10 protein-coding genes are annotated in these 16,027 nt (G+C 58.7%); 6 read left to right on the top strand and 4 right to left on the bottom strand.

The genetic code is table 11. The features are described 5' to 3' along the window. Positions 1 to 582 precede the first annotated feature (582 nt). The gene (locus F3H26_RS00050; protein WP_149774025.1) at positions 583 to 2,259 is read left to right on the top strand and encodes a DUF262 domain-containing protein; all 1,677 of its coding nucleotides are present in this window, start codon (positions 583 to 585) and stop codon (positions 2,257 to 2,259) included. A 2-nt stretch (positions 2,260 to 2,261) separates the two neighbouring features. On the opposite strand, the gene F3H26_RS00045 is transcribed toward F3H26_RS00050, so the two are convergent. Continuing rightward, the gene (locus tag F3H26_RS00045; protein WP_149774024.1) at positions 2,262 to 3,296 is read right to left on the bottom strand and encodes a hypothetical protein; all 1,035 of its coding nucleotides are present in this window, start codon (positions 3,294 to 3,296) and stop codon (positions 2,262 to 2,264) included. Further along, positions 3,280 to 5,475: a DUF1156 domain-containing protein gene (locus tag F3H26_RS00040; protein WP_149774023.1), complete on the bottom strand. Its 2,196-nt coding sequence runs from the start codon at positions 5,473 to 5,475 to the stop codon at positions 3,280 to 3,282. The genes F3H26_RS00045 and F3H26_RS00040 overlap by 17 nt, the downstream gene beginning before the upstream one ends. A gap of 567 nt (positions 5,476 to 6,042) precedes the next feature. Here F3H26_RS00040 and F3H26_RS00035 point away from each other — a divergent pair. The 5 genes from F3H26_RS00035 (at position 6,043) to F3H26_RS00015 (ending at position 13,316) form a co-directional block, all read left to right on the top strand. After that, positions 6,043 to 6,264, top strand: a complete 222-nt coding sequence (locus F3H26_RS00035) for a hypothetical protein (protein WP_223162395.1) — start codon at positions 6,043 to 6,045, stop codon at positions 6,262 to 6,264. A 1,483-nt stretch (positions 6,265 to 7,747) separates the two neighbouring features. Then, positions 7,748 to 8,479, top strand: a complete 732-nt coding sequence (locus F3H26_RS00030) for a hypothetical protein (protein ID WP_149774021.1) — start codon at positions 7,748 to 7,750, stop codon at positions 8,477 to 8,479. Beyond that, the gene (locus F3H26_RS00025) at positions 8,479 to 10,704 is read left to right on the top strand and encodes a Mu transposase C-terminal domain-containing protein (protein WP_149774020.1); all 2,226 of its coding nucleotides are present in this window, start codon (positions 8,479 to 8,481) and stop codon (positions 10,702 to 10,704) included. The genes F3H26_RS00030 and F3H26_RS00025 overlap by 1 nt, the downstream gene beginning before the upstream one ends. Beyond that, the gene (locus tag F3H26_RS00020; protein ID WP_149774019.1) at positions 10,701 to 11,666 is read left to right on the top strand and encodes an ATP-binding protein; all 966 of its coding nucleotides are present in this window, start codon (positions 10,701 to 10,703) and stop codon (positions 11,664 to 11,666) included. The genes F3H26_RS00025 and F3H26_RS00020 overlap by 4 nt, the downstream gene beginning before the upstream one ends. Before the next feature lie 549 nt (positions 11,667 to 12,215). Continuing rightward, entirely contained in the window at positions 12,216 to 13,316 is a 1,101-nt protein-coding gene (locus tag F3H26_RS00015; protein ID WP_149774018.1) for an AAA family ATPase, read from the top strand. A 19-nt stretch (positions 13,317 to 13,335) separates the two neighbouring features. On the opposite strand, the gene F3H26_RS00010 is transcribed toward F3H26_RS00015, so the two are convergent. Together F3H26_RS00010 and F3H26_RS00005 are read right to left on the bottom strand one after the other, a co-directional pair. After that, positions 13,336 to 15,183 carry a TniQ family protein gene (locus tag F3H26_RS00010; RefSeq protein WP_149774017.1) on the bottom strand — a complete coding sequence of 616 codons (1,848 nt, stop codon included), beginning with the start codon at positions 15,181 to 15,183 and terminating at the stop codon, positions 13,336 to 13,338. Between the two features lie 555 nt (positions 15,184 to 15,738). Next, on the bottom strand, positions 15,739 to 16,027 hold a 289-nt coding region (locus tag F3H26_RS00005), incomplete at its 5' end, for a type I restriction enzyme endonuclease domain-containing protein (RefSeq protein ID WP_149774016.1).

The raw sequence follows: 16,027 nt of genomic DNA, 5'->3' as shown, positions 1-16,027 counted from the left end.
GTTGGTCTTATCCTGTCGCTGGATGCGTTGTTCAGGCGAAAGAAGTTTACTGTTGGGCTGAGAGACGGTTCTTGCTCGCTCAACGGTAAGTATGCATTTCTTCCTCCACTTGCCCCGGCGACTGCGTTCGCTAGATCCGTTCGCGTCCGAGTTTTTCCCTTGTTATTGGGGGCTATGTGGAAGGTGATAGTCACCTTCGCCCGTGCGAATGGTCTGGAATTGGTGTCCCCGGACCGAAATTCTATGAGCTTGTTGAGCGTGCGGACTAGGTGAAACCCTCTCAAATTATCAAAAGGAAATGATGTAATGGTAATGTCAAAGCGCTACGACCCCGGTGGATTTCGCCCGAGATAGGGCTGGAAAAAACTGCCTATCCGGCGCACGGGATGGCCAAAAGGAAGGTTTTTGGGCAAGGGGTAAAAGCCATATTGCTAAGACTTTCAACGGCGCGATCGGTTCACGACAGCCCGCGCTCGAAGGGTCTGCAAAACGCTTTGCTCTCGACCACTCTGCACGACAACATTATTGCTGTCCGTAACCAACACAGCAGATTAGGCAAGACCTACTTATTCGGGAGTCAACATGCCTCAACCAATTGATCGGATAGATGTCCATTTGGACGGAATCGGCCACCTGATTTCGGACAAGAAGATTGAAGTACCCGCTTATCAGCGGTCCTTCGCATGGGAAAAGGATCAGGTTACAGACCTGTTTCGGGACATAAATGATGCAATCCGCGCCAATGCGCCGGAGTATTTTCTTGGCACGATTGTTCTTACTCCTGCCGAGAACGACAAAACGCATGTGATTGATGGTCAGCAGAGAATCGCCACGACTTTGGTGTTTATTGCCGAAGTTCGAAATTTTCTACGCGCTCGCGGCGATGTTGATCGCGCAGAGACGATCCAATCCGGATATATCGCCAAGCGCGACCGAAGAACGTTAGAGACGCAGGCTAATGTTGTTCTGAATGAGAGTGACAACCCGTTTTTTCAGACGGTCGTCGTTGAGGATGGCGCGATGGAAACTGGTACCGAGGCCCACACTAGGATAAAGGACGCAAAGACCATCGCGAGGGAGTTTGTGGACCGCATCGCGGCACAATCTCACGAGCCAGTAGAAGCGCTGAATGACTGGCTGGACTACATCGACAACAAGGCGAAGGTCATCGTTGTCAACGTCAGCAGCGAGGCCAATGCCTATACGATCTTCGAGGTTCTGAATGATCGAGGGATCGACCTGTCAATTGCTGACCTGCTCAAGAACTATTTGTTCAGGATCTCTGAGACTCGCCTGCGCGATGTGCAGGATGCCTGGTCCAGTATGCGCAGCCGGATAGAGAGCGTTGAGCGGGAACAAGCGATCAAGACCTTTATCCGTCATGTCTGGTCGTCGCGGCATGGCCTCACGCGCGAACGCGAGCTTTATGACCGCATCAAAGAGCGTGTAACTAGCAGACAGCAGGCCGTTGATCTGGCGGTAGAACTGAACAACGCCGCCGCCGACTATGCAGCGTTGTATAACCCAGCTAACCCCAAATGGCGGGCTCTAGGTCCCGCTGTGCAAGATGCGATATATGCACTCGGCGAACTGCGGGTTATCCAGAACCGTCCGCTTGTTCTGGCGATCCTGCGCCACTTCGAGGACGTCGAAATCCGCCGCGCTTTGCCGATGCTGGTGTGCTGGACGGTGCGCTTTCTGATTGGAGGATCGGGCGGGAGTGGCACGTTGGAGAACCTGTTCTCGACAACGGCGCAGAAAATCTCAGCCGGAGAAATAATGACTGCACGGCAGCTTTTTGAGGCGACACGGGGCTCTCTCCCCAGCGATGCCGTCTTTCGTGATGCCTTCGCGGCGGCGAATGTCTCGAAGAATTTCTTGGCGCGTTTCTATCTCCGCGCGATTGCGACCCACGACAATCCCGATAGCGAGTATCGGATCAGCCAGCACCATGATGAAGTGAACCTGGAGCATGTTCTCCCGCAGGAGCCGGGCGATAACTGGAACCATATATCGGCAGAAGATGCGAAGAGTTGGCATAAGCGTCTGGGAAATTTGACTATCATGGACAGCGCGCTCAATGTCGCCGCCGCAAATGCTTCCTTCGACGACAAGAAAGCGATCTATGCGCAGTCGCGTATTGAGATAACGCGCTCGCTCTCGGAGCTACCCGATTGGACGCTGGACCGGATTCAGGACCGTCAGAACGCGCTTGCCGAAAAGGCCGTTCAGGTCTGGCCGCTTGCGCCTCGGGGATAGGCTCAGGGTTTAGTGATGAATTCGCGCAACCGAGAGTGCCGAACCATTTCGGGGATAGTCTGGAGAGTGAAGACTTTGCCCTGCGTGGCCTCAAGAAGCTTCTTCATGTCCTGCCGCCGCTGCTTGAAGCCGCGCCCGGCGATGCAGGCAATCACCTCATAGCGCGGCCCTTCTTCGGGGGTGCGGTCTCGGACGCTCATCGTACGAAGATGCTGCACCCGCGTTACCTTGTCCCGCGCGGTACCATCGTCTTCGGCGAGCTTCGCCTCAATGATGACCTGGGGATTGAATTCATCGGGGATGATGAAAACGGGGGCTTGCTCGAAGCCGGCGATGCGCTCTGCGCGCTTGGTCTTGCGGAAGCTGATCCCGTGCCGCGTTAGCAGCTTCTCGATGGCGGTTTCGACCAGATCCCCGACAAGTTCGCTGACCGAATCCCGATGACCAGCAAAAGGACGGCCCAAGTAGCGCTCGTAGAGCAACATGGAGTAAGGAACGCCCATGTCGGCCAGGGGACCGATGCTGGTAAGGCCACTTGCCGTATCAGCTTTATTCAGACGGTGGATCAGGGCCGCATCAATCTCCGGCGCTCCTTCGGTCAAGAGTTTGCAGGCCGAGCGCACCAGAGCCTGTACTCTCTCCCCCGTCTTACCCGTTGGTCTCAGCGGTTTTTTCGGAGAAAGCCTGACATTCCGGTCGATGCTGCGCGCCGCACTCTGGGTTACCACGACATCCGTATTCTCGGTTGCGGCTTCCGCCCATTCGGACGGGGTAAAGCCCAGCATGGCGCGCAGCACGATAAGCGTGATCGGCGTCTGGAAGGCGAGCATGACCACAGGCTCGGGATCAAGATCCGAAAAGCCTTTCGTGATCTTCTTCAGGGCTTCGTAGCCGCCTTCGAACACCGGATAATCAATGAACCCGTCCCCTTTGGGGAGGGTCATGAAGCCTGACTTCAAGGTCGCGAAAACCTCATCAACGTAGGTCTCGATGTCGGCTTCAATCTCGGGATAGGAAACTTCAAAAGGCGACGGCATCTTGTTCGCGCTTGTCCTTTCTTGAATGATCAAATAATGAACCAAAATCTTGTGGCTGGACCTCAAGCGCTTCTGCGCGGGCGATGATATCGTCCGGCTCGCCGAATGCAGTTAGCGCCGTACCAAATCGCTCAAGCTTGGCTGCGATTGGCTGATCACGGTCCCAGCTTTCCCGCAACCTCCAGATCGCAAGACGGGTTAGATGGCCGAAGGTGATACAGCGAATATCCCCCTTGCGCGGGTTCATTCCCGCCTCGGTCAGTTCGGCAAGCTCCTTTGCCACCAGCGCGGCAAGCTCTTCGGTATTCCGACAAAGCGTGTCTTTGGATGCGGCTCCCGTTGAACGGCAAACGAAGACGCTATCAACGATGGACGAGCCTGTGCCGTGAATATGGATCGAGCCGCTCATTTCCGCCGGACATGGGAGCGACGCGGAACAGGTCAGGCCCGCATCAAGGATCGCGACACCGATAGCCGCATAGGCTTCGAGTTTGTTGTGGTGGTAGGTGAAAGCCAGAGGCGCACCAGGTTTCAGCGCTATCGCCATCTTCGAGTAGACGGCAGCAAGACCCTTCGTGAAATGCTCCAGCGTGCGGCCCAATGTCTGATTGCCCGTCAACTCTCCCGCGTCACGGGAGGAAACGCGCTCGAAGCCCTCCGCCTCTTCACCGAGAAGAGCACGGAGCCAGACATAGCAGAAGTCCATCAGTTCGCCGTACTGAACATTCCCGAAATACGGCGGATCGGTGAACACCGCGTCAAGGCTCGCTGGTTTGATGTCGATGTCGGTTGAGTTGGCACACCGAATGGCGATCTTGTGGGGCCGATGGCCGTTTAGTCGTTCCCCGATCCATTCCCCGACGATGGGAACCTGAACCTTCTTCTTGCCGTCGCGCCGCACTTCGAATGGCGCATCGCAGTAGCGTTTTGCGCGCGAATATTTCTCAATGATGTTCGACCATCCACCCGAACCGACATTGGTGCCACCACTATTGACGATCCCGAGTAGATTGGATTCGACGGGCATCAGGCCCACCGGAAAACCATGCAACGAGAATATGTCGAGGGATTTCAACGCCATCGTATCGTAGCGGCAAAGCATGTTCTGGTAGCGCAGAAGGTCTGAGAGATTGGTCGCAAGCGCGTGCCGGATGCGCTCATTTTCAATCGACGCTATGAAAGCCGCGCTCTTTTCCAGCCCATAGAGCTGCCGCGCGTTAAATAGTTCGCGGTACCGCTTATAGCCCCAACGGTGAAGGCGGTCGGTTTCATCGCCTGGCAAAATTTCCTGTTCCGGAACGAATTTCGGCTCGTGAGCCTCCCATAGACGTTCAACCTCCTGAGCCCGTTCGATGTCCTTTGAATCGGGGGCTTTGAAGAAGCGGCCTTTGTGGTCCTTCTTGCGTTCGGGGTTGTAGTATTCAATCGCGACCAGTCGATGGCGCAGAGGCCCGTCCTCGGGGCGGGGATATTTGTTGATATGGCCGCACGAGGGGCAAGCGCAGCGGCTGCGCTTGGCGGGCCCCTCAAGGACCAGTTCGGCATCACACGTCTTGCAACGACCAGGCTCTCTTGCCGAGGCGCATTCGTTGAGCGCGTAGCACTGGCTGCACACGATCACATGGGCCGGATGGCGCGTATCGTCCGCGATCCGATATCTTGGGAAAAGCGGCACGCCTTCACCGCAGGCCGAACAGTCAACCTCCTTGACCCAGATGAAGTATTTAACCGGAACATCCTGCTCGCCATAGATCGGGCAATCGGTCCTGTAGAAGCGGTCGAGGTCGGCCTTCAAAGCGTCGATAAGTTCGCCTGCCGCTTTCTGGTAGGCCGACAGATCAAGGTGTTCGATTTCTTCGCGGACGATCCATGCGGCCATAGGGTTGATGTCGTAGCCCTGCACATCACAGCCGACGCGGTTCGCTTCGATCAAGGGCGTGCCGCCACCCATGAACGGGTCGGCTACAGTCTTGTCGCTGAAATCATTAGCCACGAAGAACGTCTCGGCAACCGGGCGGTCCGAGAATTCTGAAAGTGTCAGCGCACGGAAAAGCGTCCCTGGCCTGCGTGCAAACCATTTATGCACAGCTATGATCGGTCGGTAGTTCTGCTGGATCTGCTTCTCCTTGAGAGCAAGCGCAGCCACGAAGCTGATGTTGTAGTTGTGCTCGATGGTCATGGGGTAGCCAAGATGCGGGACAGCCGCCACAAGCTTTAGAGGCTCGGAGACCCAGGCGCAACAACTTCTAGGTGCTCTCGCATGCTTAGTGCTGACCAATCGGGAGTTTGATCGGCTCTGAGGTAGCCGCGTCGCTCAATCAAGTGGAAGTAGTTGCTTCGGCCACTCCATCAGCAGAGCCGCCCGCAACCGCCCAAGCGTTGCCTCCGACCCCCGCCGACCGTCCCGGGTTGCCTCGGCGATGCCTAGCGCGAGCAGAATAAGGTACAGAATCTAGGTCACGTAGAGGGCGGGCGATCCCCCTGCAATTGACGACGCGGATCGGCACATGCAGGGTGATGCGCCAGCTAACAAGCGCGCCGGCGGGCTAAGGGCATAGAAAAAAGCCAAAGCTTGTGCCAGACCGAATGGCAGATTAGAATGTTGAAGCTGGCATTTTCCAGCAATTTTCCAATAACATAGACAGAGATTTCTGGGCCGATGACAACGATCAAACTTATCCCGTGTCCCGCGTGCGGTAAGAAGATATCTGTCAACTCCAGCGCTTGCCCGAAGTGCGGAGAGCCTATGAAACCGGTTGCTGTAAAACGTGCTATTCGCCAAGAAGAGGCGGCAAACAAGTTTGGTCTATTCGTTGGGTTTGGATTTCTTCTCCTTTTAGGGTTTTGTGTGGTGGCTGGATCAAATCGAAGCCCTGGAAAATGCGAGCGGGAAGCCACCATCGCTGGGGAGTTTGTAACAAGCCTGTATAATGCTTGTTTGGAGCGAGAGCGCCTGTCGTCGTATTAGGTTGTTGGCATGGTCGATCCGCCTGACGCACCATAGCGAGGCCTTTTAGACCGTCTTTGGATGGTGTAGCTGCCGCCTCTTGGATCAGGAAAATCCGCCGTCTCACTTCAAGGGGGCAGAACAACGAGAAAAAAAATCCCCAACAGTCTTGTGACAGCACAGGAAAAATTCGCACCCCAAACTTCGCTAAGTATTTCATTTACTAGAGTTTGTGCGGCGGATCCCCTAGCGCCACATTGAGACAACGAAATAATCAGGAATTTGCCAGTTTGAACGCTGTTCGGCAGAGTTGCGATTGACCGATTCTCGGCTTGGGGCAACAACTCCGCGTGATGCCTTTATGGACAAGGTGACCTGCCAGACCTGTCACGCCCAGACTTGGGTCTGCAGCGCAAAACCTGATGTCACCAGATTCGCGCCCGAGCGTTTCACGAGGCACGGCTGGATGCACTCCTCAATCTCGGCCGTGAGGATCCGCGATCCAACAGAATCCATCCTGATCTTCCTGGGGAAGCCCGGCCATTCGCGTTTGGCCTCCCTATCCCTCGATTTTCGGATTAGGAGGTCGCGCGGAGTGCTCACGGCAGACAAGATGTGCAATCGCACCGTGCAGGGTGACCCAAAATGCTCCTTGTAACTGGCATGCAAAAGTCCCCAGCTTCTCAGGGTGCGAAAACCCTTCCTCGACCGCAAATCCCACGGCCATTTTTTGCTGCGTCCGGCAATGGCATCTTCCTGACCGTCGGCCGGTTCGCGGACATGAATGCGAAAGGCTGAGAGACCTGCAAGTCGTGCAGGGTGGGGGTTGCCCACGTGCTTGCAGCGGTTAGAAAGACCCTGCCGGGAACGTCCAAGCGATGACTACGCCGACCCGCAGGGGACTACCCAAACCCTCGGGTATCAATGCCGCTGTTCCTTTCGGCTTCTACATCTGACGCAGCCGGAATCCACGACCGCAAGATATTGATCCGCCTCCTTCGACGCGTCTGTACCGACCTCGAAAGCGAATGGTTCCAATTTCGCTGAACAACCCCGGCCCATGGCCGGACCGAAAAGGTTATCCACATAAACCATCCGAATTTTGCGCCGGGGGACTTTGAGGACGAAAATTTTCCTCATAGGTCGTCGTTACCGAGCAGCGGCAAGACCGGTTACCACATGGGTGACCGCAGAATTCGCAGGCTGTTCGGAGTGCGAATTTCTTGGTGGGAAGGGAAGTCTAACTGCATGAAATAAAATAATAATTGACTCGAATCGCAACGCCCTGAACGTTGCGCTTCGTCTCGCCCCGAGGGGGTCCGCGCCGGGTTCCAACGGGGACAAAGAAAAAGGCACGCCCGAAAGCGTGCCATCAAGGTGGGGCAGATCGCCCGTCAACTCTTGCCAGACTAGAGGCCGAAAACGGTCCAGGCAAGCGCGATCCCTGTCCCGACGATGGAAATGCATGAACTCGATCGCACCGGCGTTCGGGAACGGAGAAGTCATGGCAAATCAACAGGACTGGGATACTTCACTCGGCGAACAAAAGAAGCAGCCTGCCCTGCGGGTGGGGCCGATCTTCGGCGTCCTGCCTTATGATGGCTATCGTAATCCGCTGACCCGCAGTTCGACGACCTCTCGGGTATCAATGGCAATCGCAACGCCTGCGACCGGCGGTCAGCGCAAGGTCTATCACTTCGATGGGCAGCGCGAGATGGCGGTTGCACTGGAAGCGGTGTTGAGCCCTGAACTGTATAAGCTGGAGGTTCAGCTTCCGCCCATCTCGTATCGTGGCCGCAACGGAAAGCTGCGGTCCCACAGTTTCGATCTGCGGATTACCTTTCGCGACGGGTTTCGGCGGGCGGTGTTCGTACGCAACGGCCGGAGCCTCGCGCGCCCGGAAACCCAGGCCGAGATCGAAGCGATCTTCGAGGCGACACCAAAATCTTTCGCCGATGACAAGGTCGTCGTGAACGGGGATCAATACACGCGAGGATACCGGGACAACCTGCTTCGGGTCTGGGAAGCCTCGAAAGCCGCGGACCCGGACGTTGACGCGTATGTTCTGGATCGCGCCCGCAGCACCACGTTCTGGCTCATGAAAGACCTGATCGCGCGCTGCGATCTGCCTTCGGGCAAGACCTTTGACGCCATCCTGCGGCTGATTGGCCAAGGGCTCCTGGGCGCGAACTGGCACGCGGTCATCTGGCCGCATTCCCGCATCTGGCTGGCCTGATGGCGCCGCGTACCCGTTACAAGGTTCCGCAGGGGTCCGAACTGATCCTAGACCGGCGGCGGTGGCATGTCGTCGGGAAGGATCCGGACGGGTATGCCGTGGAAAGCCTCGAGGATGGCGAGTGCATCACGCTGTCCTTCGATCGGGTGGACGAGGCCCTGAAGTGTGGCGATGCCCAGCTCATCACCCCGAAAGAGGCCGAGAGCAAAAGGAAGCTGCTGGAGTATACGGGCGGCTATGAGCGCGTTGAGCAGCTTCCGGAACAGGAGCGCCGGGATGTGCGGGTCCGATTGGGCCTCGTGCATGCCATGGAAAAGCTCGAGGCCAGTGGAGCGAAGCTCACGCAACGCTATCTCGATCGCAGGGATGTCAGGAAGCGTCTGCGCAAGATGGCCGTCAAACTGTCGGGAGACACGAAGCTGTTCCGCTGCGCGAATATCGGGAGTGCGTCCAACCCACACGCGCTCCCGAAAGGGCGGAAACTCCAGGAGATGCGCCAAGTTTTCCTGAAGTTCGATCGCAACCCCGTGGTCCTCATGCGTCGGCATCACATGAAGGGTTGGCAGAAAGGGAGGAGCCGCCTCTGCAAGATTCAGGAGCGGTTCATCGATTTCGTCCTCAATAGTTACCTCGACCTCAGGCAACCCAAGCTTGGCACGCTCTACACGGACGCCAAGGAGGTATTCGACGTTCCTGAGGAGGCGGTTCTGCAGGGGTTTGAGTTTCCGTCGATCACTACTGTCCGGAAACGGGCAAAGGCGGAGAGCCCGCTCGTCAAGGAGATTGGCCGCAATGGCGGGCGATACGCCCAAAACAAGTTCGGCGCCGGTTCCACCGACATTCGGGCCCTGAACTTCGGAGAGACCTGCGTGACAGATCAGGTCTATTTGTCGATCTTCACGGACTCATCGGGCGAAGAAAAGATCAGGGAGATCGACCGGAAAAAAGAAGGTACGCCGTTGGAGGAGGGCGAGGTCCGGCGCCTGTGGCTGTTCTACATGATGGATCTGGCAACGCGCCTGCCTCTGGCCTGGTTGCTTTCCGAAACCGCCGATGGCGATCACCAGAAGAAACTTCTGCGGATGGCGATGCGCGACAAGACGCGAGAGAAGATCCGCTATGGCTGCACGCACGATCCGGCCCCACCAGTCCGTCCGAAGCTTGTGAAGTCGGACAACGGTACGGCGACCAGGAACGAGGACATCTATGCCAGCCTGCTTGGCATGGGCACGACCATCGTGACCGGCCGTGCATACAACTCGGTCGACAATTCCTTCGGGGAACGACCGTTCGGCACCCTCCAGTGGAGGCTTCTCAACTTCCTGCCCGGTTATGTTGGAAGTGGCCCCGGGGAATTGAATGGATATGACGGCAAGAAGAATGCGGAACTCACTCCGGAGAAACTGATGGGGTATGTTTCGCGCTTCTTCGTCGATGAATACCCGCATGATCGTCACAACGGCACCGGCATGTTCGGCGCGACACCGATGCAGAAGTTCGACGAAGTCACCAAATACTTTGGCGAAATCGACGCGCCGGATGCCGAGATGCTGCGCATCCACCTGGGGGAAAAAGCCACGGCAACAACCTCGTCCGAAGGGGTCAAGATCTTTGGGATCCCGTACAACTCGGGTGAGCTGCAGAAATTCGCAGGCGGCAAGCGGAAACGCGTGACGGTCTTCCTGAACCCGGACGATCTGCGACACGTCACGGTGATCAGCGATGAGACCAAAGACGTGATGACCGCAGATTTGCGGATGACCACCTTTGCCGACCTGACCCTGGAAGAGGCCATTGCTGTCATGCGGGCGGCGGTTGAAGACAACCCGGAAAAACGCGCGTTGCACGAAGAGCATCTAAAAAAGGCCCGCGCCCGTCGCGTCAGGGAGTCCGGTTACTTTCCGGATTCCAACCTGCCTTCATCCTATGAGCGGATGGAAAAATACCGACGGCTGGCGGAAGAGATGGCGCATGTGGAATTGGTTCCGCTGCCACGTTCCGCACCCACGACACTTCCCGGCCAGGTCATGAAGCGCGACGAGAGTACCCCTCCCGCAGCCTTGCCTGCTTCAGAAATCGAAAGCCCGCCGGCAAGTATGCGTGAAGACGCGATGCCTGAATCTCGGAAGGACCATGGCCACGATCAGAAAGGTCCGCCCGAAACCCCGGACACCGTCTCCAAGTCAGGCCGGACCTTCAAACCCATAAAGGAGAGCAAACTGTGAGTGAATTCATCGTGCCCGGTATCCGCAGCACGGCGGCAAGCACCGCCGATCGGGTTTTTCCCCTTGAACGGGCCACGCGGCTCAAGACCGAGTTCGCCCGGGTGTTCAGTCAGCACCTCGGCAGCCTGGAGAGCGGAGCGCGGTTCGAGACCGAATGTATCCTTGTGACTGGGAAATCCGGAAGCGGGAAGACCAGAGAGATTGCCGAACTTCTCAAGCGGTTCAACGCAAGCGGCATTCCGTTGCCGGGCGGCCGCCCGGCCCGGTTTGCCGAATGCATTCTGAGTGGAACGCAGAGCTGGAAGGATCTGGGGCGCAACACAATCCGGGCCTTGGGTTACCCGCTCCACGACAAGTCGCGATTGACCCGGAACGAGATCTGGGAGCGCATCGTGACCGAGGCCAGGCTCGCCGGGGTCGTGGGGATCCACTATGATGAGGCACAGCACATCTTCCGCAAGAAGAGCGAGCTGGAACTGTTCGCAATTCTCGACTCGTTCAAGACGCTCATGAAGTCCCATGACTGGCCCCTCATCCTGATCTTTTCGGGGGTACCGGAACTGGAAGACTACCTGCTTCTGGAGCCCCAACTCCACCGGTTGGTCAATCGCATCGAGTTTGAAGATGTTTCACTGCCAGAAGACTATGACACGGTCCATGAGATCGTCGGCAGTTATGCCCTGCAGGCCGGTCTCGAGGTGGATGAGGCCATCCTCACCGAAGACTTCTACCACCGCCTTGCAACGGCCGGCGCTTTTCGTTGGGGCCTGATCATCAAGCTGACCATCGGCGCCGTCGGAGTTGCGCGCGTTGCCAGGGCAGTTGAATTGCAAGTGGGGCATTTCATCGACGCCTGGGTCTCGAAAACGCAGGCCAACCGCGCGGCGACCCCCTTCACCCACAGAGCGTACGAGACGATGTACCGCAAGGATCATCCCTTCCTTGAAGCGCTGCGGCAGTAGCGCCACCCACAATCCGACCTTCATGCAAGCCCGTGTCCCAGACACGGGCTTTTTTCATGCTGGCAGTGAGGCCGGCGGCATGCAAAAAAACTTCGAAAAAAGTTTGCGCGGGCTTATTGTTGCCTGCGCGAATTTATTGTTTTCGAGCAAATTTCTGGTTGAGTAACACATTGAAAAAACGTGGTTTTTCGAGGTCTCCGAATCACCCTTTGTTCTTTTTGCGCGCACTTCTGGTTGCTTTGGCAGTTGCCAAAGCAACCAGAATTATGCGCAAAAGAATGAAATAGTGCGCGCAAGGTGGTTGACCGGGTGATGCGATAACCGGCTTTCGACGAAGAATATGGCTTAAAAGCAAAGGCTTGTGAGGCGTCACCCTGCGCCCGAGCTGCTCGCAACCCGCGCACGCTAGCCCACTGATTTGACACATCGCCCCGGATCGCGTCACTGGAGGCAATCAGGTTCCGGAACCCTTCACACCCATCCCCCGCCCGCCCCGGCGGTGTCGACACCAGCGCGGCAAGCCCTGTCGCGCCTCGAAAGGATTCTGCGATGCCCCGTGCCACCACCTCGATTCCATTTCATGCGCTGCGGTTCGAAGACGACCTGCCGACGCTGCACGAGGTCGAGCGGCGCCTGAAGACATTCCTGCGCGGCCTCCGCAGGCAACGCCAGGCGGCGCAGACCGGTGACGATGAAGACGGCCGTGACAAGATGGATCAGTTCTTCGACTATCTGAATGAGGCCGAGCGGCGGAAGATCAGGCGCCGCGCACACCGGTACGTGCAACGGCTCGACGCCCTGTCCGGCCTGTCTCATCTGAGCGAGGAGAACCGCGCGAAGCTGACACCCTTGCGTGGTGGGCTTCCGGTCACCCGCGTCAGCTCCGAACACGAGGCGGACGAGATCGCGGCTGCGCTGCACGCCGAGATGCCCTGGATGGCGCCCGCCACCGAAGCCGTCTGGCACGGGCTGCGGGCCTCGGCGCGCGAGGGCCAGCCCGGTGTCCGGTTCACGCCGCTCGTCCTGATCGGCCCGCCGGGCATCGGCAAGAGCTTCTGGGCCCGGCGACTGGCCCATCATCTGGAGGTGCCCGCGACCAAGATTGACGCAACGGGCGAGCCAGCGTCCTTCGCGCTCACCGGATCCCAACGCGGCTGGGGCAGCGCCCATGCGGGCAAGCTGGTCAACACGGTCCTGAACAGCCGGCATGCCGGACCGCTGGTGATCATCGACGAGATCGAAAAGGCCGACGAGGTCCACTCCAACAAAGGCACGCGCCACACGCTGACCGACGCCCTGCTGCCGCTGCTGGAGCGGATGACGGCAGCGACCTGGGAATGCCCGTTCTTTCAGGTCAAGATGGACATGTCCTGGGTCAACTGGGTGATGACAGCGAATAGCAGGCAGGGCTTGCCGGAGCCATTCCAGAGCCGCTGCGTGGTGCTGGATCTGCCGGATCTGACCACGGGGCAGTTAAGGGACTTCGCCATGAATGAAGCCGCGCGTCGTGGACTACCCGCACCCGCTGTCGAGGCACTCGCCGTACTTTTCGAGACCGGCGCATTGTCCCACCGCCGCCTGAATCTGCGCACGGTCGCTCGGATGCTCGATCGTGCCGAGATGCTCTCCAATCGTCCGATGTTACATTGAGGATGCGTGGGATAGGCTGTCAGGCGCTCAAGTTCCGCATTGCCGGCGCGACATCTTCCAGACGGTAGATCGGGCCGAGATACTCTCCGCCGGGTCGAAACCGCGGGATGCCGGCCTTGCGCAGGCGCAGCGCCACCTCGCGGCTGCTTTCGCCCAGCGTGGTGGACAGCAGCTTGTGCGTCGTGAACCGCGCGTGGAACACCGTCGCGTCTTCCGGGGTGACGTAGCGGTCGTGCCGGCGAGTCTGCGGGTTGTAGAGGACCGTCACGCTGGCGTAACCGTGTTCGACAAGGCGACGGAACGCGCCATTCTTGGCCAGCCCAACCTCTCTGGCAAAGTCCGACATGGTCTGATGCGCGGGCTTTGGGGGCCGAATGACCGCGTCCACCTCCTCCTTGCGCACGAAGATGGCGGCATAGCCTTTGAGATCTGAGCGTCGGCCTGTTGCAATCTGGCCTGCGCGGATCGCCGCGATGACCACATCGATCCCCACCCGGGCGCGCAGCGCGGCCCGGTGGACATGCTCCCAATCGGTGTTCACTGAAGTTATTGGATCGGCCCCGTGCGACAGATCGGCAAGCAGCCGCTCTGCATCCGCCGGATCCCAAGCGCGCCGCGTCGCCTCCGGCGGAAAGCGCGGGGTCACGACGCCCGCCAGGGTCAATGCCTCCAGCTGCTGTTCTCCACAGCCAAGGTGTCGCGCCAGTTCCTTGGGCCCGACGAGCCGCCTGATCGCGGCAAGAAGCGGTTCCAGCGCATCTACCGGAAAGGTCAGGCGCGCGTCGGGGCGCGGGTCGTCCTCCTGCACCACGCCTTCGGCGACCAGAAGCCGCCGCATCAGGGCGGGCGAGACCCGGGCGTCCTCGGCCGCAGTCACGACGGAATGGCGCAGGCGCTTGTTCAGGGACACGCCCAGAACCTTCGTTCCGGCGGCCACCGGCCAGACATCCAGCACCACCTCGCGCAGCATGTCACGAAACGGGTCGTATCTGGGATCTTCCAGCGCGCTGTTGGAGAGCCAGTCATGCAGGCGCCCAAAGGCCTTGCGGGATTCGTCGTTCGGCCCCGAGGCGCGGTCCGCCAGCTGGCGGAAGGCATCCCGGATGGCCTCCGGTCCCTGCCGCGCCACCTCGAACCCCAATGCGCGCGCAGGGCTGTCCGCGGGAAACCCAGCCGGCACGATCCGGCGGCGTATGAGCTCTCCCCCCAGCAGCTGGCAGATCTGTGCCGCGACGTCGATCGGGAACTGCGCCAGCCACGTTGGGTCCGTGGCCGAGGACAGGCGCGTGTCGAGCCAGTGGTCATATGCCGTGATCTCTGTTGTTTCCGCATCCACGCGCCCGTCCATCAGGTTGGGCAGAAGCCGCCGCAACCAGGTGGAGAAGTCAAATCGGCTGGCTTGTCGTGTCTCCGTCCAAAGTGGCGCAAGCGCCATCCGGTGCCGAACACAGACCGCCACATGCCGGAACTGCCAGTCTCCGCGCATGACCATCCCGTCCGCCGGTGCATGGTCCGACAGGTCGGCGTCTTCGCGCATGCATTTTGGGCAGCCGCGTATCGTCGGGTTCACGACCGCGCGCGAGACGACCTGTTCGTTCCGGAAATGCATGCGCACCCCGGCAACCGACCGGGGTGACCAGGAAACAAGCTCCGCGATCTCGTCAGGTGACAGTTCGAACAAAGCACCAACCTCGGTCACCGCATCCGGATCCAACGCGATCAAGGCCTTCTGCGATAGCCCGAGTTCCGAGGTGAACTCCCACAACCCCAACTCCCGCATCACCGCCGCACGCGACAGGTACGACAGAAGCGTCTCGCGATCCCGAGGCGTCGGGCGAACAGCTATGGTAGGCAGGTGCATGGTCATTGCCCGCGCAATTTAGTTGCTTGTTCTGCGGATCATAGATAAGCGGATCCAAGAACTGCACCGTTTGGCATCTAAAGATGTGGATTAGCGTTGGCTGTGTCCTGTCGTTGGAAGCCTTCTTCGGGCGAAAGAGGTTGCTCGTTCGGCCGCGAGACACCTCCTTTTTCCCAACGTTTCGAATCCATCTCGCTCCGCCACTTGCCCTTGGGAAAGCGTTCTCTCGATCCGGCCGCGCCCGAAATTTTCCGTTGTTTTCAAGGGTTATGCGAGTGGGGCTGTTAACCGGCCCCGGCGCGAGATGGCCAGAATTGGTCTCTCCGGGCCGATATTCTCTGAACCTGATGACTGCGCGGATTTGGTGAATTTTCCGTAAGCTACTGATTTAACTCGAAAAATATGTAATGCAACCTGAACACTTCGCTGCGGGTGGCAACCGGCGAGAACCGACCGAGATCGGACGTTCGCCAGCGTCCCGACAGGTGTAGAGCGCGCTGCCAGGTGTGCCGCGCCTCGCGGTGGGTTCAAATCAACATTGTTTTCTCGAACCAACGGCACTCAATTGGCCCATTGCGAAGACAGCGCTTCCGCCTGTTGCAGAACGGTCCTGATCGCAGCGTCCTGCAGGTCTGGAGGATACCCGTACTTACGCAAGATGCGTTTCACCAGAACCCGCATGCGCGCCCGCGCAGACTCGCGATGGGACCAGTCCACCGTCACGTTTGACTTGAGGCTCTCAAGAAGCTCGTGCGCAATCAGCTTCAGAGAGTCGTTCCCGAGGACCTCGATCGCGCTCTCATTGGTGGCGAGAGCGTCGTAGAAGGCGATCTCTTCCTCGGTTAGACCT

The sequence above is a fragment of the Ruegeria intermedia genome (assembly GCF_900129345.1).
Lineage (GTDB): Bacteria > Pseudomonadota > Alphaproteobacteria > Rhodobacterales > Rhodobacteraceae > Ruegeria > Ruegeria intermedia.
This window is presented reverse-complemented; position numbering and strand designations above follow the sequence as displayed.